Source organism: Peribacillus sp. ACCC06369, from assembly GCF_030348945.1.
Taxonomy (GTDB): Bacteria; Bacillota; Bacilli; order Bacillales; family DSM-1321; genus Peribacillus.
The window spans coordinates 3,151,570-3,172,466 of the sequence record NZ_JAUCEN010000002.1 but is presented as its reverse complement, the minus strand read 5'-3'; the positions used below and the strand labels follow the sequence as shown (position 1 = coordinate 3,172,466).

The following is a 20,897-nucleotide window of genomic DNA, read 5'->3' as shown; positions in this document are numbered from 1 at the left end:
GGATTTTCAATTGAATTGAAATCCAACATGAAAATACTCCGCGATTTAGTTAATTATCACGTTTAACCAGTATTTCGTCCATATACTCACCAATTTTGCGGAATTTATCATAACGTTGTTGGCGTAAAATGCCTTTATCTAAATGACCAAGTTCTTGCAATGCTTTTCGTAGAGTTTCTTGGATATAATGCGATTGAAGAGGGAGGTCAATATGTGCTCCTCCAACTGGTTCTTTTATGATTTCATCAATCACGCCTAGTTTCATCAAATCCTTAGCCGTAATTTTCAATACTTCAGCTGCGCGTTTTGCTTGTGTGGCATCCTTCCATAATAATGCTGCTGCTCCTTCAGGCGATATAACCGAATAAAATGTGTTTTCTAGCATGAAGATTCGATTGCCGATACCTAAAGCCAAAGCGCCACCACTCCCACCTTCACCAATAATAATACAGATTATAGGCACTCCAAAGCCAGCCATTTCACGAAGGTTGCGGGCAATAGCTTCAGATTGTCCACGTTCTTCTGCTTCACGACCCGGGAAGGCTCCAGACGTATTAATAAATGTTACGATAGGTCTATTGAACTTATTGGCTTGTTGCATAATTCTTAGAGCTTTTCTGTAGCCTTCAGGTTGCGACATGCCAAAACGACGATGGATATTGTCTTTTGTATTTTTCCCTTTTTGATTTCCTATTACAGTAATAGGCATTCCCTCTAAGGTAGCTATTCCTGAAACCATAGCAGGGTCATCCCCAAAAAGTCTGTCACCATGTAGTTCAAGAAAGTCTTCAAAAATATGATGGATGAAATCTAAAGTAGTAGGGCGTTGTTGAATTCTAGATAGTTTAATTTTATCCCAAACTTCCATATTTTCATAAAGGTGATTTTTGATTTCATTGGCTTTTTGCTCAAGATTATTTAATATTTCGGAAAGGTCAAGATTATGATTTGCTGACATCTCTTTCAGTTCGGCAATATGGTTTTCTAGTTTTTTTAATTCTTGAAAATTCATCGTTCAAGGCACTCCCTGAAGTTTAGATGATGGATTTTTAAAATGGTTGTTAATGATTGTCTTAATGCACTTCTATTTACAACCATATCCAGTTGACCGTGTTTTAATAAAAATTCAGAGGTTTGGAAATTTTCCGGGAGTTCTTCTCTTATAGTCTGTTCAATTATGCGTCTACCTGCAAAGCCAATTAAAGCTTGTGGTTCGGCAATATTGATATCGCCTAATGAAGCGAAACTAGCAGAAACGCCCCCTGTTGTAGGATTCGTCAAAACGGATACGAAAAGAATTTTTTCATAGTTTAGTTTTTCTAAAGCACCACTTGTTTTCGCCATCTGCATAAGGCTAAGAATCCCTTCTTGCATCCGAGCTCCACCGCTTGCTGAAAATATTATTAATGGTTTTCGGGTTTTTAATGATTCTTCAATGGATCTTGTGATTTTTTCGCCCACGGCTGAGCCCATGCTACCCATACGGAAGCGAGAATCCATGACACAAATGACAACCGGATAGCCGCCTATGGAAGCTTCCCCAGTAATGACCCCATCATATAATGAAGTCTTTTTCTTATCAGAAACTAATTTATCTTTATATTCAGGGAAGGATAACGGGTCAACGGAAGTTAAACATTTATTGAATTCCGAAAAAGAATTACTATCTGTAATCATTGAAATGCGGTCATAAGCTGTTACGGGGTAGTGATATTGGCACTTAGGACAAACATTCAAATTCATTTTCATTAGAGAGTGATCATACGTTTCCCCACACGATTTACAAGTAAAAGAGTCCGATTCGATATTTTCTCTCTTTATTGGATACACCTTCATCAATCCTCCTATAACAAGTTACGCTCCCATTTATGTAAAAAAAGGAGCGCGATATTTTTATAAATTGTAGAGAATGAAACTTTATTGTCGGTCCTTCATTATGATTTTACTTTCCTGTATAATACATTTACTGGGAGGAGAAAAAAGGTATGAATGAATCAGAAACACAGGGTTATATTGACGGGAATTACATAGGCTTGTACGTATAAAAGTATTAAAAACTTCTTTCTCTTTCTGAAAAGAGGATAGAGGTATCATATGCAATTACTAAAGTAATGGAATGGGTTAAGCAGTTCATTACAATTAAATGGACATATGTACCTAGGTGTAATGAGGGGGAAAATCATATAATTGGAATAAACTCCTATCGTGTGATTCACTATATATGCATCGTAGGGATTAAAATCCAAGGAATTATCACCGCACCAAAAATAATCGTACATTTTGCTCCAAAAGTGGGTAAAACTAAAATGAATGATATGCATTATGTCTAATTTTCAAGATAAAGTTGTTTTATTACGCCTCCAGAGGCAATGGAGAAGCCGCTTCAAAGGAGCTAGCATCTAAGGGTGCGAAGCTGGTATCGGTAGCTCGTCGCGAAGTTTGTTAGAAAACTACAAAAAGAAATTCTGAATTATGGCGGTCACGCTGTTTATAATGTGATGGATGTCACCTAATTTGAATAAATCGAAGAGCCCTATGTGGCATCCAGTGCTTGAATTAGATTAATTGGAGGTTTCATGTATGAGAGCGGTATGTGCTCACGCAGCATTGATTTTGTTTGTGGGGAGGATGAGGTTTAGACGGGAGGCGATACATAAAGATGAATAAACAAGAAAGCGGTTATAGATGGGTGGTATTTGGCACCGTTTTATTTGCTTACTTTTTAATTGTGAGCCAAAGAACGGCTCCTGGTCTTATTACCGATCAATTGATGAAGGATTTTCATGTTTCCGCTTCTACCATAGGTCTTATGAGCGGCATTCAATTTTTAGCCTATGCAGGATTACAAATACCGGTTGGTCTTTTATCAGACAGATATGGCCCCAATCGATTTCTTATTATCGGCACACTCCTAAATGGGCTAGGAAGCCTAATATACAGCCTTTCTCCCAATGAATATGTGTTGATTTTCTCCCGGTTATTAGTTGGAATTGGAGATGCCACCATTTTTGTCAACTTGGTTTTAATATTAAGCCAATGGTTTAAGGCACAGGAATTTGTAAAATTATTAGGCCTGGTTGCCATGGTTGCGAGCCTTGGTTCGTTATCAGCTACCGTTCCTTTTTCCATGTGGATTTCATTCGCTGGTTGGAGAACCCCATTCCTTAGCATAGGAATTATTTTAGTGCTTTCATCATATCTTCTGTATGTCGTACTTGTATCGAAACCAAAACAACTATTTAAAGATGATTCCAAAGCCAAGGAAATTCTAATTAAAGACCGGGAAGGTGTTTGGTCGATTCTACGCCGAATATTTTCTACCCGTCAAGCCTGGGCCACTTTCTTTTGCCACTTTGGAGTTGTTGGCACATATATAGGATTCATCGGTTCGTGGGGAGTTCCCTATGGAATTCATGTGTTTGAAATGTCTCGTTCAGGGGCAAGCCAGCTTATTATGTATGGTCTTTTTGGAGCCATCATAGGAGGCCCTTTAATTAGCTGGATTACAAGCCGGCTGGGTTCTATCAAAAAAGTCTACACCTTTATCCATCTAATTGTCTTATGCAGTTGGAGTGGGTTGTTCTTCTCCGGCGTAAAACCTCCATTTATAATGGTGGTGGTTTTACTATTTATCATAGGTTTTGGAAATGGAGCTAGCTCTTTGACTTTTGCAGTGGTACGGGAATCATTTCCTATTCAACAAGTAGGTGTTGTTTCAGGATTTGCCAATATGGGTGGATTCTTAAGTGCCGTGTTGTTGCCTAGTGTTTTCGGAAATGTACTGGATCTATTTCCTCGGCATTCTATAGATGTGGGCTATCATTATGGATTTCTCATACCTGTCATATTTTCTTTGATGGGATTGTTAGGTGTCATTTTGATCAAAGAGAAAAAAACGTTTTAATATATATTTCAGTTATAAAGGTCCGATTTGTAAACGTCCAAGTTCTAAAAAGTAAGTTTTTATAAAAATACCAGACATATTCTCCTTTACATAGTTAAAACAATATGTAAAGGAGAATATGTCCTTTTCACTTATAGCAAACGAGTTAGCTATATAGAACTTATCAAAATACTATAAATAAACTGGGAGAGATAAATGCACTTGATGCCTATTCAACAGATAGTGAATTGCAAAAATATCATCTTACAGTATTGGAAGACGACAAACATTAATTCTCTCCCTATCAAGCTATCAAGGAGCACCATTGTTAAAGCGAGAGACATTAGAAGAATACCCAGAGTTAAAAGGAATTTTGAATAAATTGTCTGATAAAATTACCGATGACGAAATGAGAAAAATGAATTACGAAGTAGCCGCAGAGAAGAAAGGCGAATAGCGCCAAAGAGTTTTTAGAAAAAATCATTTGCTGAACTAGACGTAAATAACCAGACAGCATTTCATCCGACTATAAATACGAAAGGAGAATTCAAATGAGAATAGAAACAAAGGATATTCTTTCAAAGAAAATCCTCACTGAGGCAAAGGGTTATTTGGATGTCGGATTTACACATTCATTAAATCCCTACAGTGGATGTGCATTTTCTTGCAGGTACTGTTATGTCAGAGAAATGCCCATTCAAAAATTTAAGGGAGTTCCTTGGGGGGAATGGGTGGACATAAAAACAAACGCTGCAGAAACTTACCGGAAGGAGATCATAACACTTCGCGGAAAAAGCAAAACTGTGAATATATTTATGTCTTCCGCAACAGATCCATACCAGCCACTTGAACGGAAAACAAACATTACACGGGCAATCCTGGAAGAGATGATTAAAAATCCTCCTGACTTTCTTCAAATCCAAACTCGAAGTCCACTGATAATTAGGGATATTGATTTATTAGTAAAATTGAAAAAAAAATGTAGAGTCCTTGTTTCCATGACGATTGAAACAGATAGGGAAGATATAAAGCGAATTTTCTCTCCTTATGCACCAGGAATTAAGCTACGTACTAAAGCTTTAAAAGAGGTACATGACGCCGGAATATCCACCCAAGTTTCGATTTCTCCCGTAATGCCATTTAGCCCGGATTTCCCAAAAGTTTTAGATGGAATCGTGGATCATATTTGGATTGATACTTTAATTATTGGCGATGGTACGATGGGTAAACGTTCAAGGAGATTAGGAATGCCAGAATTATTTAAAGAACATGGACTCTCGAAATGGTATCGGGAGGATATACATGTAATGGTGGTTAAATATTTTAAAAAGTACTTTCCTAGTGACATAATACGAGTTTCAAAAACAGAGGCTTTCCCAAAATAAAGTTCCTGTTTTGAGTAGGATTATTGAAATTGAAAGTAAAGTAAAGTTAAGTAACAACGACTCGTTAGGAAGTATGTGACCTTTTAGAGAATCACTGTTCATACGTGTGCTGGGTTTGTAAAGAATTAATAGTAAGGAAGGTTGGGCCAATCTATCACACTTAATAATTATGACGTCGTTTGACATTGAATTTAAGAAAAAACTATTAATATTAAAAAAGTAGTTAAAGAAAAAACAAGGGCGTTAGTTCCATTTACTATTGAATCATTACAAAGTAAGATTTAATAAAAAAGAAATCATTTTATTCTTTAAAAGAAAAGAGTGGGTTTAATAATGAAAGACATTAAAAATATCTATTGTGTAGGTCGAAATTATGCTTTGCATGCAAAAGAATTAAATAATGAAGTACCAACTTCCCCTTTTTTATTTTCAAAACCAACTCATTCGCTAGTTGAAGCAAATGGTCAGTCAATTACGTTGCCGAGTAATCAGGGTTCCATTCACTATGAAACAGAACTTGTCCTTCATATCGCAAAGCCGTACGAAACAGGAATGAAAGTAGATGAAATAGTAGATGCCTTAGCCATTGGTTTGGATTTAACACTTAGAGATGTTCAAGCACAGTTAAAGCAAAAACAGCATCCTTGGCTTTTGGCTAAAGGATTTAAAAATTCGGCTGTTGTAAGTGATTTCATTCCGTTTCAAGGTGTCGAAGCATGTAAACAATTAGATTTTTCCCTTTTTAAAAACGGAGAGCGTGTACAAGTCGGAAATATTAAGGACTTACTTTTTGATTTGCAAACAATTATAGATTTTACAGCAGAGCATTTTGGGCTTGGGAAAGGAGATATTATTTTTACCGGTACTCCTAGTGGCGTCGGTCCTCTTTCAGATCAAGACAAGCTTTCACTAAACTGGGGTGGAAAGGAAATTGGATCCTGTTCTGTCACACTACATCCATGATAAAGAGTAGTCATTTCCTTTTCATATGCAACTATCGGGACAGTAGTTGCATAAAAATAAAAATTATCAATGGATTTTACGTGAAACTTATGCTTTGTTGAATTAAACGTAAAAGCTACTCCTAAAGATTGGTATCTCTGGAGTAGCTCCTATTTTATAACTTTCTATACTTTTCTGGTACTCTGGAATCGAATATGGGAACATCTTTTCTTATTTGGGGTACTTTCTCTAAATTTAAAGTTGCCTTTAATTCACCAACTTCTTGATCTAATTTTTGAACAATGTCTCCCCATGGATCTACAATTTGTGAGCAACCTGCAAATTCCACCCCTAACTTTGTCCCCGCCACATTTGATGCAACAACATACATTTGGTTCTCAATTGCGCGCGCACGAAGTAACGTATTCCAATGTGTTTCCCTTGCAAGTGGCCATTCTGCGACGATATGTAACACTTGAATACCTTGTAATGCTAAGTCACGAATAATTTCAGGGAATCGTAAATCGTAACAAATAATAACCCCCATCTTCACACCTTCAAGTTCAAATATTTCAACTTGATTATGACCGCCCGTTAAAAACTTAGGTTCATCTAACATCGGAACAAGATGCATCTTGTCATATGTGTGAACAATCACACCCATTCGATTTACTATAATCGCACGATTAAAGATATCATTACCTTCTAATACGGCAATCGAGCCACCCACCAAGTTTACATTAAACTTCTTAGCCAATGATTGTAAAAATTCAATGGATTGCTTTCCATCCACTTTGCAGATTTCTTTCAATTCCTCCAACGCATAGCCCGTAGACCACATTTCAGGAAGTACAACAACATCTACATCATCACTATAGTTAGCTTCTAACCAGCGTTCAATGATTTTCCTATTCTCTACAGGATTTCCAACCACTAAATCCATTTGAAATACTAAATAATTCAAATCGGTCACTCCTCTTAATAGTATTTAGTTTAGTAATGAAGTATCTGGTTTCACAAACAACCATAATATAGCTGCAATAAACACAGGGATTACAGTTACTCCTAATGTGATATTCCACCCAAAGTTTTCTGCTAACCAACCACATAATAACGGTGATACAAAAGCTCCTAGATTTCCCCACAAGTTCATCCAACCTGAAACGGAACCTGAAAAGTTTCTCCCTAAGTCTGTAGCGGAAGCCCATGAACACACTACTGTAAATCCTAGTGAACCCAAGCATAATGATAACCATAAAACATTCATATAAGGAGATACTGTCATAACAGCAAGGTACATTGAAATAATAAATACTATTAAACCTGATATAGCTAAAGAGGATCTTGATATTTGCTTTGAAAAACCTTTACGTACTAAGTAGTCGGAAAGAATACCACCAGTCATTACTGTTATCAGTATTGCTAACCAAGGTAGGCTTGCAGCAAATCCCATTTTACTTAATGAGAATCCTCGATCTTCCAGTAAATATGTAGGTAACCAAACTAAAAAGAAAGTGATAATATACAAAACAACGAAATATTGTAATCCTAAAGCCCAAAATCGATAGCTTTTCAGAAAAGTACTCCAAGGGGCTCTAACTTTAGCAGTATCAACAATTTCTCTGTCTTCTAGAATATATTCTTTTTCTTGTTCATTCACAAGTTTATGAATTTCAGGATAATCTCGGGCTATAACATACCATACACCTGCAATGATTATTCCTATTAATCCAAAAATATAAAATACAGCTTGCCAACCAAAATATTGATAGATATAAACCGTAACGATAGGGGCGATAACTGGTCCAAAATATGAACCTGCCAATAATGCACTGGATGCTCTGGCTTTTTCATCTCTTCTAAACCAGTTTGTATTAAATACGGCATTAGCTGGAAACATCGGTCCTTCACCTATCCCAAATAAGAATCTCACCATATACAATAGACCGTGAGATTTAACTAAACCCGTCAAACCCGTAAATACTGACCACCATACTAGAGAAAAAGCGATCATTTTTCTAGGACCGAATTTTTCTGCCATAAGTCCTGCCGGAATTTGAACTAACGCGTAACCTAATGAGAATAGTGATGCGAGCATACCAAACTGCACTTTATCTAAACCTAAATCATCCATCATTGGTTTTGCTATAATTGAAATATTCGATCTATCCATGTAAGCGATTACACCTATTATAAAGAAAAAGAATGCTAGTCCCCATCTAACTTTTGTAGGTTTCTTTTTCAAAACAATTCCCCCTTAATAAACAATGGAATAATGATGTGTAATTTTTCTTTTTAACTTGGGGTGTTCGATTTCATATTCAAATTTATCACCAAAAATAAACCCATTTTTTGTAGGAACAGTACCTGAAAAAATAATAGTATGTTCTAAATCCTTTTCTCCGAACTTGTCCAGCTTTTCCAATAAAACATCAACCTCTAAGAGTGCATCTAAAGTGTCTTCTTGATATAAACGTTTCTCTCCATTTGAAGTAACATAAGAACGTAAAATAATATTATCCCAATCTTCTTTTAAATCTGCTAATCTCCAAAAATCAGTTGCAAGAGGTTTATCACAAATTGATTTAGACTTTAAAATATCTTCTTTTTCTACTTCTCGATCAGTATGATCGCTGCCAAGGGTAACCAACCATTCTTTTCCGTCATGGAATAACACATATTCTGTTTCCCCAGAGGAAAATTTACTTCCATTACATTCATTAGAAAAATTCAGTTGTTCTATTTTTTGTGGATATATCATCGGAACATGGGGTGGAGGTGCAATACCTAATTCTTTTAATTCATCTATGTGCTCTTGAATTTTTTCTATATTTCGTCCACCATATCCAACAACGATTACTTTATTAATATCAATTTCATGCTTTTTGACCTCTCCATTAGAAAGATGCAAATTAATTACTTTTCTCATTTGAATTCCTCCTCAATTGATTAATGATTTCATTTTTGGTATTTTCCACATGGTTATTTGATGCAACCAGAAGTTGATTAATATCTTGTGATTTTAAACCCTGCACAATTGCTTTATGTTCAGATATTGTTTCCTCAATACGCGACTTCTCAGTTATGGCTTTTAACCCAAACCATCTAATCTGATCACCAATTTCCTCAAACCATTTTTCTAACCGCTGATTTTTAGTTAAAAATACAATTTCAGAATGGAACTCTTTATCTAATTCAATAAATCTTTGGTGATCTGTTTTATTTTTTTCTTGCTCCTCAATGTAACCTTCCAATACTTTTATTTGTTCTAGAGTAATATTTCCACACATTTTTTCTAATGAGAATCGGTCAATAATCATTCGAATTTCCATTACTTCCATTACATTTTCCTCGGTAATTTCATTAATAAACGTACCAACCCGTGGTTTTGAAATTATCCATTTTTCTCTTTCTAACAACGACAGGGATTCTCTTACAGGAGTCCTACTTACACCTAACTTTTCACTTAGATCTCTTTCAAAAATGGCTTGACCCGGTAGAAGTTCGTAATTCAAAATTGATTTTTTGATTGCCTCAAAAGCTATATCTCTTAACGGCATAACTGGCTCTATTTTTTTCATTTTTCCTCCTCTTGGTATGTGGTATACCAACAACTTTATCACACGCTGAAAATTCAGTCAATTCATAATTGACAGATTTCATTGGTTCCTTTTTCTATCATTGTAGCAATTAGGATTCTGGCAAGGTTTCGAAAGGGGAATCTTCAACCGGCAGACGCGTTTAAACACGCAAGTTTTTAGTCCAGCTGGTTTTTATCACAACAAAATTATGACAAAAGGTGTAATTAGTTGGGCATGAAATGCTTTTTTCCTTCATATACCGTGGTGAAATGAAGAAGAGAGGATGAACATATTTCCTCCAAGTTTATGTATCGTTGTGAATATTTGTTTTAGGCCTAAACCTGTTTCTTCACTTTTGGTGGAGGTGATACCATTATTACTCAGTTCGCAGACCTAGGAAGTTCATTCTCCTGTAAATAGTATTCAAAACTTCATTTATTGACTTAACAAAGTTGGTGAGTGGGGATTCTGTATAAAAAAGGTCGAATTCCAAAAATAGATGATAGAAGAGAACTGCCCATATTTAAACATAAGCACTCTTTAAAAAGGTTTTAATTATAGGCAAATTTAAAGGAAAGAAAAGGACACAGTAACTTCTCCAATTCAAAATATTGTTCCGGTTTTTCAAATGTAAAAAGTTTTGAGTGGCACGGGTTTTTTGGTAACTGAAATTATTAATAAAAAATTCAGAATTATAAAATAAATATATTGTGTATTGTATACAATATGGCATATAATGAGTTTAATTTACAAAAAGGAGGGCAAATGGATGCAATGAAATTAAATAAAATTAAATCCGTTTCAATCGCTTCAGAAGTTTTTGATCAACTTAGATTAAAAATAATCAATGGTGAGTTGAAAAATGGAGAGCGATTGGTTGAAATGAATCTAGCCAAGGAAATGGGAGTAAGCAGAACTCCTGTTAGAGAAGCGGTACAACGGCTAGAACAAGAAGGTTTAGTTGAAATACTCCCCAGAAAACACTGCGTTGTGAAAGGCATAACCTTGGAAGCCATCAATGAAATTGTCCTCATTCGTTCGTTATTAGAGCCTACTGCTGCTAGAGTCGCAGCGTCCAAAATCACCGATGAACAGCTATTGAAATTAAAAAGTTATCTAGATCAGTCTGAAATGTATTTTCAACAAGGTAGAATTGAAGACCTTATGAAAGTCCATGATTTATTTCATGCGGAAATCATTAAAACTTCTGGGTTAAACAGACTGATCAATATGCTAGAAAACTTACATGATTATATTGTTCATTTTAGATATTCCTTTTTAAGCAGACCCCACCTTGTAGAAAGATCCATCAAAGAGCATTCTGAAATCTATGAAGCTTTATGTAGCCGTGACGAAGACAGAGTGGAAAAAGTATTTATCAAACATCTGAGCGGAATTACAGATTATGAAAGAGTGGTAATGGAAGATAGTATGCATTCCGAACAAATCGGTTTGGAAAAATGATGTAATCAGAACAGGGGGATTGTAATGAGTAATATGAAAACGACAAGTATCCGCGGGGAAATCAAAGAAACGATTCGAGTTTTAAGTGAAGAAGTAGGGCAACGATTCGCAGGAACAGAAGGTGAGTGGAAGGGTACAGATTATATACACCAAAGACTTAGCGAATTAGGAGTAGAAACTGAAAAGCAAGTGTATCCTTTTGTGGGGTGGGAACCTGAAGGAGCACCTGAGCTTGAAATCTTGTCTCCAATTCCTAAAGTATTAAAAACGGCTTATCTACTATTCTCTGGATCTACTCCAAGTACAGGAATTAAAGGGAAGCTTACATATCATGGAATAAAAGGCCTGATTCCGGGCGTGTATGATATGCCTTGTTACAATGTCTTAGGCGCTGAAGGAGAAATTTTGGCACAGGTTGTTGTAAATAGCGGCGGTGACCCTATTGCATTATTGAATCCAAGAGCAAAATTCCCAATTCCTGCTGTAGTGATGAGTTATGAAGATCACCTTCGTGTTCAGGAGTTATTAAGTGAAAAACATGACATTGAGGTATTTGTTAAGGTAGAGGGCAAAATAAAGGAATGTAAATCGGCAAACATCATTAGTCATCCATATAAATCGAAAAATACGGTTAAAAAGAAAAAAGTAATTGTCTGTGGTCACTCTGATACTACGTTAAATACTCCTGGAGCCTATGATAATGGTTCAGGTATAGCAGGAATCGTTGAAGTTGCCAGAAGACTGAAAACTGAAAATCATGATTTTCCTTTTGATATTGATGTCATAGCATTTTCCAATGAAGAAGTCGGATTCATAGGAGCCGATTATTATGTGAACGATTTAAAGGAAAAAGGAACACTTAATGAGGTAGCGGCAGTTATCAATCTTGACCAAATTAGTGCGGGAGACAAGATATGGTCTTGGGTAGGGCCGGAAGATTTCCGTCAAAAGGTAAAAGAAAGTTTCAGAGAAGCTGGAGCTTATGATAGAGATGACTTCGAAGTTGATGTTGATACTCCTAAAGCGGGAGCCGATGAATGGATGTTCCATTTAGAAGGGATTCCAACGGCGCTCCTTATGTTTTGGAGATTACCGGACTATCACCGTCCGACAGATACTATGGAAAAAATCGAATATGACAAAGTGGAGCTTATTATCGAGACTGTTTTCAACTTACTCAATCGAATAGAGTAAAGGAGAATTCCCATGTCCAAAAAAACTGTTCTTATCCTATTAGCTCCATCCGTATTGATCTTATTGGGACTTTTTGTTATTCCTTTAATTGTTGTTCTTAATAATTCCATCTTGGATGAAAGCGGAAGAATAACTTTTCAGCATTATCTTTCATATTTTAACGATCAACACTATTTATTTATTACCATACGATCAATAAAAATCTCCTTAATAGCTACATTTATCACCTTGTTGGTCGGTTATTTTATCGCCTACTTCACCACCAAATATATCAAGAGTAAGATAATTAAGCGTATTGCCTATATCGTGATCATATCACCATTATTTACGAGCGCTGTCGTAAGATCATTTGGATGGATGGTCATTTTAGGGAATAACGGATTTATCAACAAAACTCTATTAGGGCTGGGTATCATCTCCCAGCCTCTAAGACTTCTGTATAATGAGACTGGTATAATAATAGGTTTGGTGTATATTTTAGCTCCTTTTATGATTTTATCCATTACGACGGTTTTGGAGAATATAGACAGCAGGCTGGAAGAGGCTGCGTCGGATTTAGGTTTAGGTCGTTTACAAACCTTTCTAAAGGTAACGCTTCCATTAACAGTCCCAGGAATATTGGCTGGCAGTGTGATGGTTTTCTCTCTAGCTATTAGTGCTTATGTTACGCCTGCTATGCTTTCCGGTGGAAGGATCCAATTGATCGCGACCGTTATCTATGAACAAATGATGCAGGTATTCAACTATCAGTTCGGTTCTGCGGTTGCTTTTGCTGTGTTAATCTTTAGCTTTTTGATTATTGGATTAAACCATTATTTATTAAGGTCTGACTGGATGGAGGGGGGAAGACGTTGATCTCTAAACTAGTAATGTGGACAATAGGTGGCTTCCTGCTTTTATTTCTGGCCTTTCCATTATTGGTGTTGATTAATGTTTCATTTACTGAACTAAATTATTTAAGTTTTCCTGGACAAGGATTTACATTGAAATGGTATCAAAAGCTTTATGAGGATATATCGTACGTAGAATCCTTCATATATAGTTTTAAACTATCGGGTGTTGCTACTCTAGGTGCGATATTAATTGGTATTCCAGCCTCATATGGTTTGGCAAGGAATAATTTTAAAGGCAAGGGGATTGTGATGAGTCTTATCTCATCCCCTCTCTTGCTCCCTCAAATCTTCTTAGGCTTGGCACTGCTTCAGTTTTTTTACTACTTTACTAATAGCCCACAGAATTTCTTAAATCTAGTGTTAGGTCATATCATTATTACATTGCCTTATGTGGTTCGGACGTGTGTGAATAGCTTCCTGGGGATAAGTCCGTATATTGAAGAAGCAGGAAGGGATTTAGGTGCGGGTGCATTGAAAACCTTTTTTTTCATTACATTGCCACTGATGAAATCTAGTATTATCGCAGGAACGCTGTTTTCCTTTGCTGTTTCGTGGGTAAATGTTGAAGTTACGATTTTCTTGACCTCTGCCGATCAGATGGCACTTCCGGTTAAAATGTTCAATTATGTTCAGTACAACATCGATCCAATGATAGCTGCTGTTTCAGCCGTGACGATTTATATTGCATTTTTCTTAATTCTTGTCATTGATATGTTAGTAGGCATTGAAAATGTTGCTTCAAAATAAAACATGGGACTAGGGGATGTTATATGAAGAAGTTAAGTGTTTACACCATTTTGTTGGCAATTATTTTAGTGGTAGCTACCGGTTGCGGAAAGCCCGTTCAACCAAATAGTGTGGCGACTGAAGCCAATACAGATGTACAAGAACAAGAAATATCGATTGCCATTTTCGGTGGTGATTGGGGCGAAACTATCAAGAAGCATATCATTCATCCTTTTGAAAAAGAGACTGGTATCAAGGTAAAAATCATTGAAGGCAATTCAACGGCAACTTTTTCCCGTCTATTACAGGAAAAAGGCGCGCCTACCATTGATTTAGCATTAATGGACTCCGGAATTTCTGAACTATCCTACGAAAAAGGAATTGTTGAAAATATTGATAAAAGTAAACTCAAAGAAAACGCTGCCCTTCTGCCAGAAGCATATCAAGGTAATGGTGAAGAAGTATTTGGAGTAGCTCTAGGGTATTGGGGGCTAGGGATTGTTTATAACAAAGACGTAATTAAAAACCCACCAAAGTCGTGGAAAGATCTTTGGAAGGAAGAGTACAAAGGAAAAATAACGGTCCCTACACCTGCAACTACCGGAGGCTTTCCTTTATTGGTACAAGTTTCTGAGCTAGAAAGAGAAGCAAAAGGAAAAGTAGAAAAAGGACTTGGGAAAATGAAGGAATTAGAAGTAGTAGCATACTTCGATGGTTCTGGAACGGCTACAAATCTATATCAAAGCGGGGAAGCATCAGTTGGAGCTCACTACGGAGGCCCTACTTATGTAATGCAAGACCAAGGTCAACCGATTGAATTTGTTGTTCCGGAAGAAGGCGTTTTAGGTGCAGGTAGCTTTTGGCATGTTGTGAAAGGCTCGAAAAAGTCTGAGCAGGTTTATTCCTTCTTAAACTATGCTACTACTAAGATTGCACAGGAAGGAATTGCGAGTGATTTATATTTGGCACCAGTTCATAAGGATGTTGAATTAGATGAAACAACCCTTGAAAGAATGCCTTATGGCAAAAACGGCACCATACAGGATTTGAACATGCCTGATTATAATCTCATAAACCAGCATCGAGATGAGTGGAACGAGCTATGGAACAGAGAAATCGGAAATTAAGGAGGTTTCAATCATGTCAGTGGTTCCGATTGTAGAAAACAATATAGCACATGTAGCCAAAGAAAAAGACAGCATTATTGAGTTACATAGCATCACGAAAAAATATAGTCAAGCAACTGCCGTAGACAACATTTCCCTTAATATAAAGGAGGGTGAGTTCCTCTCGCTTCTTGGTCCAAGCGGATGTGGGAAAACCACTACCCTTAGAATGATTGGCGGTTTTGAGCTTCCAAATCAAGGCAGTATAAAGATCGATGGAAAAGAAGCAGGGAATTTGCCACCCAACCAACGTCCGGTAAATACGGTTTTTCAAAACTATGCTTTGTTTCCTCATTTGAGCATTTACAATAATATTGCTTTTGGATTAAAGCAAAAAAAAATATCAAAAGCGCAAATTGCAAGTGATACAACCGAAATAATCGAAATTATGGGGTTGCAGCAGCACATGGAAAAATATCCAAGACAACTTTCAGGTGGGCAGCAGCAAAGGGTTGCACTTGCAAGAGCTCTGGTCAACAAGCCAAGAGTGCTCCTTCTAGATGAACCACTAGGAGCATTAGATTTAAAGCTAAGAAAAAAGATGCAATTTGAATTAAAAAAACTTCATGAACAATTCGAAATCACGTTCATATATGTCACTCATGATCAAGAAGAAGCATTAATCATGTCCGATCGAATTGCTGTTATGAACCAAGGTAGAATCGAACAAATTGACACGCCTCAGCAAATCTATAACAATCCAAAGACTCTTTTTGTTGCCGACTTTATTGGGGAAACGAATGTAATAGATGTGGATCTATTAGAAAGCCAGAATAGAGAAAATCTATTAAAAGAGTTTTCCCAAGTTAAGAATTCAGATAAAAAGCTTGTAATAAGACCTGAACACTTAAAAATTACCCAAAGTCGCTTTCAGCCAAATCGAATTACGTTTGAGGCTAAATTGAAAAAGGTCCATTTTGTTGGTTCAAAAAGAGTGGTAGAGTGTGTATCAGGCTCTCAGGAGATTGTTGTTAACCTATCTGATGAGGAGCAAATGGATCATCTAGGTGAGAGTATTTGCTTGAGTGCTAGAAAAGACTTGGTGAAAATACTTTAATATGTGGGTAAGCTCTGTTTAGAGGAAACTTTTTACAGAGCTTTTTTCAATTTAAGTAACAGGTCAGCTGCTCAAACTTTCTAATACTTCATATTTTTATTTCAGTAAAATAACAAAAATATATAAAATTTTTTCGTTGGGTAATTCAGCTAAATCGACTTTCTCTTCAATGATTTTAAAATTTGTTAGGTGATATGCTTTTCTTTAGTTCTCTTACCAATAGAAGTACTGCTACTGTAAAAAGGACTATCAGGATTAATAATAGTTGGGTAAAATCTAATAATAGTTATTTCTCTTCAAATCCACCCATTGGTTAGTTTTTCTTACCTATTAATCTTACTATTGAAATTCCCATTCTTCACCGGAGTTAAGCAATTATTCCCGGAACAGTTCCGTTAAAACGAAGTCATACCTAGCCGATTGTAATAATTAAGGGATAATGATAGGAAAGATATTTTGTAACGGATTAGGTGAAGATGATCATGAAGCTAATCATCATATGTGGATAATAATGGTCAGATTTGGAAATTTAATCTACGTTCATCACTCTAGCTATGCCGAGTGTGTTTCACATTAGTTAAATATTATAGTCACTAATTAAAGTTGTGTATAAATTGTGGACGAAACAAAGAGAGATCTTCATCCCTCAGGTATTTTCCCCAACTTGTGCATGGCTTTTTTTTTGAGGAAGAAAAGAACAGTTTATGTAAATGTTGTTGGGATATAATTTGTAAAATATGAACGGTTTATTTTGCGCATATAAGCTCTTAAAGATTTTTAAGTATAATGTTAAAGAGAAATGATTATATTAATGTAGCATGTGTTCTGGAAAACGAATGTTTGTTTTTTGGACCTTGATTTTCCTATTTTATTCAAATTGAAATGAATATTGATAGGGAATTACGAAAAATAAATAAGATTATATATAAAATATAAATATTTTTAAAGTGTTGTGAAATTTTAAATAATCCTATATACTATAAAAAAACTATTTTCCTATATGTAACTGGCGCAACATGGAGAACCATGGGGGAGCATATAGAGTATAAGCCGCGCGCCTGGGCAAACACTTGATCTATAAATAGATCAAGTGTTTTTTATTTTCCTAGGAAGAGGTGTAGGTAGAGATGAGTAATATGCATAGAAAGATGGGGACTTTTGCTTTAACTATGACAGGTATTGGTTCTATTATCGGCTCAGGTTGGTTGTTCGGAGCGTGGAAAGCCGCCCAGATTGCTGGGCCAGCAGCTATTTTTTCTTGGATTATCGGTATGGTTGTAATTTTATTTATTGCATTATCTTACGCAGAGCTTGGGGCAATGTTTCCTGAAGCTGGAGGAATGGTTAAGTATCCTCAATATTCGCATGGTTCTTTTATTGGATTTTTAGCTGCGTGGGCGAACTGGATTTCTATCGCTTCGACTATTACCGTTGAGGCCATTGCTTCGGTACAATATATGAGTACGTGGCCTTGGGAATGGGCCAGATGGTCTCATTCCTTAGTTGATAACAATATCTTAACGACCAAAGGATTATTCATAGCTTCTTTACTATTATTGTTCTATTTCTTCGTCAACTATTGGACAGTTAACCTTTTTGCTAAGGCAAATTCATTTATTACTATTTTTAAATTAATTGTTCCAGGTGTAATGGCAGGATCGTTATTTTTTGCTGGATTTCATGGTGAAAACTTTACAAGTTCTCAAGGAATCGCACCATATGGTTGGGCAAGCGTTTTAACAGCAGTAGCTACTTCTGGTATAGTGTTTGCGTTTAACGGATTTCAAAGTCCCGTTAATATGGCAGGAGAAGCGAAGTCGCCGAATAAGTCTATACCAATTGCTGTTATTGGGTCTATTCTAATTGCAGGTTTTATATACGTTATTTTACAAGTTGTTTTTATCGGTGCAATCGATCCGTCTATGATTGTGAACGGATGGAGTCAACTGAATTTTAATTCACCTTTTGCAGATTTGGCAATTGCTCTTAGCCTTAACTGGTTAGCGATTGTATTGTATGTAGATGCGTTTGTATCACCGTCTGGTTCAGGTGCCACTTATACAGCTACAACTTCGCGAATGCTTTATGGAATGCAGAAAAATGGGTACTTACCGAATATCTTTGGTACATTACATCCACTTTATGGTGTTCCTCGTCCAGCGATGTTATTAAACTTAGGCGTATGTTTTATCTTTTTATTTTTATTCCGCGGATGGGGCGTACTTGCTGAAGTGATTTCAGTTGCTACACTTATTTCGTATATCATGGGGCCAGTTGCATTGGCAACTTTAAGACGTACTGCTTCTCATTTTAACCGTCCATTTCACTTAAAAGGTGCTTCTATTATTGCACCTTGTGGATTTGTTTTTGCATCGCTTACTTTATACTGGGCGCGTTGGCCATTAACAGGAGAAGTCGTTTTCATCATTGCCATTGGACTACCTATTTACTTTTATTATCAAGCTAAAAATAAATGGAATGGATTCAAAAAACAATTTTTATCAGGTGTTTGGATGCTTCTTTACTTAGGTTGTATGATTTTGATTTCTTATATTGGAAGTGAGAAGTTCGGCGGAAAAAATATTCTTACATTTGGCTGGGATATGGTGGTCATCGCATGTCTGGCACTTTGCTTCTATTGGTGGGGAGTTAAGAGCGGGATTAAAACAGAATACTTGGCTGAGGCTGAAAAAATCAACAAAGAATTTATTAATAAATAACTCTTAGTGTAGACAACCAGCGATTTAATTGGTTGATTGAGCTGACAAGACGTTTAACAACCATGTCCCTGTTAGACATAAGGACTCGAAGTTTTTCTAAGGATTCTGGGCTATGATGAATGAATGTATAATAGCCATTTTTCACCATATCAGCGATGACGAGAGCGTCCTTTTTATCGCTCTTAGATTGGGTATTATCTCGGTTCTCTTTATTCCTTTTAACAAGGTGCGGATTTACGGTAACAACATCGCCGTTTTGTTCAAATAACCATTTTGATAGATTCAACCAGTAATGACCGGTAGGTTCCATGCCCACGATGGCTGTGCCTAAATGGTTTATTCGTTTAAGTTCTTTGATCCAACTTAGAAATTTAGTAAACCCCTCATCGTTATTTTCAAAGGTTAGAGGATGACCGACCACAATTCCTCGATAGTTAACAGCTCGAGCAACATGAAGTTGTTGTGCAATATCAATTCCTACAACAAGATGACGATTCGTGATTCTTTCAATTAGTTGATTTTGTTTGTTTTGCATTTTAAAATTCATAGTAGGCTTCCTCCTTAAGACTTTGAGTTAGATTGGTCTCTATACTCGTATTTTACTGAGGGGCTCTATTTTTTTCAAACCTGATATTTAACGATCTACAGGAATGCTAACGGGTGCTTTACTTCATTAAGGGAGTTGCTTTGGCAGCTCTTTTTCTTATAGAGCTATTGTGGCAGTTAGTCCGATTCCTTAGTGATTTAAGAAATTAGTTTTTCATTTGGGATTATCAAAGTCACCATTGATCAATGGGAGATAGAATCAAATATGGGAGAAATGATAATAGAACTATGCTTTTGAGGCACAATAAATTGAAAAGATATAAAAAGAATGCAAAGCGAGGAATTTTATGAAAAAGGTTGTAATGTTTTTCCTATGTCTTCTTATCTTAATTCTTCCATCACAAGTTTTTGCTCAACGAAAAGTACCTATTTTAATTTATCATTCGATTGACGAGTTTACTGGGCATGGTTCTAAGGAGCTATATGTAACTCCTGATAATTTCCAGAAACAAATGATTTATTTAAAAGACCATGGCTACACATTATTAACTTTTGATCGTTGGCAAGACATTAATAAAGAAAATAAACCCATTTTCATTACCTTTGATGACGGATACAAAAACAATCTGAATGCATTTGCTATCTTTCAAAAACTTGAAAACGAACGTTTTAAACCAAGTGGTACCATTTTTGTTATTTCTGACTTTATCGGTCGTTCAAACCGTTTATCGAAATCGGATTTAAAAATGATGGCTGATTCGGGTATAATCTCAATCCAGTCTCATACTGCTACACATCCTGATTTGGCGGAAATAAAAAATTATGAATATGAACTGAAAGGGTCCAAAGATAAAATTCAAAAAATAACAGGCAAACCAGTTAATGCTCTTGCGTATCCATACGGAAATTTCAATGACAAAGTCGTAGAAGAAACGAAGAAATATTATTTATTTGGACTTACGACAACTCCTGAACTATTTTCTGAGAAGGGCATTAAAGACGAACTTTATCTTTTACCATGAATTTATATCAAGTATTCAACTACTCTTGATGACTTTGCAAAGATAGTTGAAAGCGGTTCCTAAACCAGGTAATCGCTTTTTCTTTTGGAACCAAGGGAAAAGTACTTAATATTGTTTATAAGCAAATGGGTACGGAAATAGGAAAACATCAAATATAATTCAAAAGTTTAAGGAGATAGATATTGAACTAATTGGGTGATTTATGATTGAAGTTCTTTAAAAACAATGGAGTGGATGAATACCACCTTCGTGTGTCACCAAGTAACAAGCAAGCAATAGCTTTTTTTAAAAAAAGCAATGCTAGAACTTAAATTTGAG

17 protein-coding genes, 2 pseudogenes and 1 riboswitch are annotated in these 20,897 nt (G+C 36.1%); of the genes and pseudogenes, 12 read left to right on the top strand and 7 right to left on the bottom strand.

Going from position 1 to position 20,897, the window contains the following annotated elements; genetic code table 11:
- Positions 1 to 49: 49 nt before the first annotated feature.
- Positions 50 to 1,012, bottom strand: coding sequence for an acetyl-CoA carboxylase carboxyltransferase subunit alpha (locus QUF78_RS16205; protein ID WP_289325478.1), 963 nt, complete (start codon positions 1,010 to 1,012; stop codon positions 50 to 52).
- Positions 1,009 to 1,836 carry an acetyl-CoA carboxylase, carboxyltransferase subunit beta gene (accD, locus tag QUF78_RS16200; protein ID WP_289325477.1) on the bottom strand — a complete coding sequence of 276 codons (828 nt, stop codon included), beginning with the start codon at positions 1,834 to 1,836 and terminating at the stop codon, positions 1,009 to 1,011. Before accD ends, QUF78_RS16205 begins: the two co-directional genes overlap by 4 nt.
- Before the next feature lie 823 nt (positions 1,837 to 2,659).
- On the opposite strand from accD, the gene QUF78_RS16195 reads away from it, so the two are divergent.
- From QUF78_RS16195 to QUF78_RS16180, 4 genes and pseudogenes are all read left to right on the top strand, one after another.
- Positions 2,660 to 3,904, top strand: a complete 1,245-nt coding sequence (locus QUF78_RS16195; protein WP_289325476.1) for an MFS transporter — start codon at positions 2,660 to 2,662, stop codon at positions 3,902 to 3,904.
- Positions 3,905 to 4,089: 185 nt separating this feature from the next.
- A pseudogene (locus QUF78_RS16190) lies at positions 4,090 to 4,340 on the top strand (glycine betaine ABC transporter substrate-binding protein); the annotation flags it as partial.
- 94 nt (positions 4,341 to 4,434) lie between these two features.
- Positions 4,435 to 5,268, top strand: coding sequence for an SPL family radical SAM protein (locus tag QUF78_RS16185; protein ID WP_289325475.1), 834 nt, complete (start codon positions 4,435 to 4,437; stop codon positions 5,266 to 5,268).
- Between the two features lie 333 nt (positions 5,269 to 5,601).
- The gene (locus tag QUF78_RS16180) at positions 5,602 to 6,231 is read left to right on the top strand and encodes a fumarylacetoacetate hydrolase family protein (RefSeq protein ID WP_289325474.1); all 630 of its coding nucleotides are present in this window, start codon (positions 5,602 to 5,604) and stop codon (positions 6,229 to 6,231) included.
- A gap of 154 nt (positions 6,232 to 6,385) precedes the next feature.
- Here QUF78_RS16180 and QUF78_RS16175 read toward each other — a convergent pair whose 3' ends face one another.
- From QUF78_RS16175 to QUF78_RS16160, 4 genes are read right to left on the bottom strand one after another with little or no spacing between them, the layout of a single operon-like run.
- Positions 6,386 to 7,174, bottom strand: coding sequence for a carbon-nitrogen family hydrolase (locus tag QUF78_RS16175; RefSeq protein ID WP_289325473.1), 789 nt, complete (start codon positions 7,172 to 7,174; stop codon positions 6,386 to 6,388).
- Between the two features lie 24 nt (positions 7,175 to 7,198).
- On the bottom strand, positions 7,199 to 8,455 hold the full coding sequence (locus QUF78_RS16170; protein ID WP_289325472.1) for an MFS transporter: 1,257 nt from the start codon (positions 8,453 to 8,455) through the stop codon (positions 7,199 to 7,201).
- Positions 8,456 to 8,467: 12 nt separating this feature from the next.
- Positions 8,468 to 9,139 carry a DUF2848 family protein gene (locus QUF78_RS16165; protein WP_289325471.1) on the bottom strand — a complete coding sequence of 224 codons (672 nt, stop codon included), beginning with the start codon at positions 9,137 to 9,139 and terminating at the stop codon, positions 8,468 to 8,470.
- Positions 9,123 to 9,791 carry a GntR family transcriptional regulator gene (locus tag QUF78_RS16160; protein ID WP_289325470.1) on the bottom strand — a complete coding sequence of 223 codons (669 nt, stop codon included), beginning with the start codon at positions 9,789 to 9,791 and terminating at the stop codon, positions 9,123 to 9,125. Before QUF78_RS16160 ends, QUF78_RS16165 begins: the two co-directional genes overlap by 17 nt.
- A 765-nt stretch (positions 9,792 to 10,556) precedes the next feature.
- Between QUF78_RS16160 and QUF78_RS16155 the strand changes: the two genes are divergently transcribed.
- The 7 genes from QUF78_RS16155 (at position 10,557) to QUF78_RS16120 (ending at position 19,011) form a co-directional block, all read left to right on the top strand.
- Positions 10,557 to 11,255 carry a GntR family transcriptional regulator gene (locus QUF78_RS16155; RefSeq protein WP_289325469.1) on the top strand — a complete coding sequence of 233 codons (699 nt, stop codon included), beginning with the start codon at positions 10,557 to 10,559 and terminating at the stop codon, positions 11,253 to 11,255.
- Positions 11,256 to 11,279: 24 nt separating this feature from the next.
- Positions 11,280 to 12,449, top strand: a complete 1,170-nt coding sequence (locus QUF78_RS16150) for a M20/M25/M40 family metallo-hydrolase (RefSeq protein ID WP_289325468.1) — start codon at positions 11,280 to 11,282, stop codon at positions 12,447 to 12,449.
- 12 nt (positions 12,450 to 12,461) lie between these two features.
- Positions 12,462 to 13,304 carry an ABC transporter permease gene (locus QUF78_RS16145; protein WP_289325467.1) on the top strand — a complete coding sequence of 281 codons (843 nt, stop codon included), beginning with the start codon at positions 12,462 to 12,464 and terminating at the stop codon, positions 13,302 to 13,304.
- Positions 13,301 to 14,089, top strand: a complete 789-nt coding sequence (locus QUF78_RS16140) for an ABC transporter permease (RefSeq protein WP_289325466.1) — start codon at positions 13,301 to 13,303, stop codon at positions 14,087 to 14,089. Before QUF78_RS16145 ends, QUF78_RS16140 begins: the two co-directional genes overlap by 4 nt.
- A 23-nt stretch (positions 14,090 to 14,112) precedes the next feature.
- Entirely contained in the window at positions 14,113 to 15,195 is a 1,083-nt protein-coding gene (locus QUF78_RS16135; RefSeq protein ID WP_289325465.1) for an ABC transporter substrate-binding protein, read from the top strand.
- A gap of 19 nt (positions 15,196 to 15,214) precedes the next feature.
- Positions 15,215 to 16,291 carry an ABC transporter ATP-binding protein gene (locus tag QUF78_RS16130; protein ID WP_483313851.1) on the top strand — a complete coding sequence of 359 codons (1,077 nt, stop codon included), beginning with the start codon at positions 15,215 to 15,217 and terminating at the stop codon, positions 16,289 to 16,291.
- 992 nt (positions 16,292 to 17,283) lie between these two features.
- Positions 17,284 to 17,362: riboswitch (ZMP/ZTP riboswitch) on the top strand.
- A 56-nt stretch (positions 17,363 to 17,418) separates the two neighbouring features.
- Positions 17,419 to 19,011 (top strand): glutamate/serine transporter AimA, encoded by a 1,593-nt coding sequence (locus tag QUF78_RS16120; protein WP_289325464.1) that lies wholly within the window; start codon positions 17,419 to 17,421, stop codon positions 19,009 to 19,011.
- 13 nt (positions 19,012 to 19,024) lie between these two features.
- On the opposite strand, the pseudogene QUF78_RS16115 reads toward QUF78_RS16120, so the two are convergent.
- Positions 19,025 to 19,558: pseudogene (locus QUF78_RS16115) on the bottom strand (IS110 family transposase); the annotation flags it as partial.
- A gap of 346 nt (positions 19,559 to 19,904) precedes the next feature.
- Here QUF78_RS16115 and QUF78_RS16110 point away from each other — a divergent pair.
- The gene (locus tag QUF78_RS16110) at positions 19,905 to 20,579 is read left to right on the top strand and encodes a polysaccharide deacetylase family protein (protein ID WP_289325463.1); all 675 of its coding nucleotides are present in this window, start codon (positions 19,905 to 19,907) and stop codon (positions 20,577 to 20,579) included.
- Positions 20,580 to 20,897 lie beyond the last annotated feature (318 nt).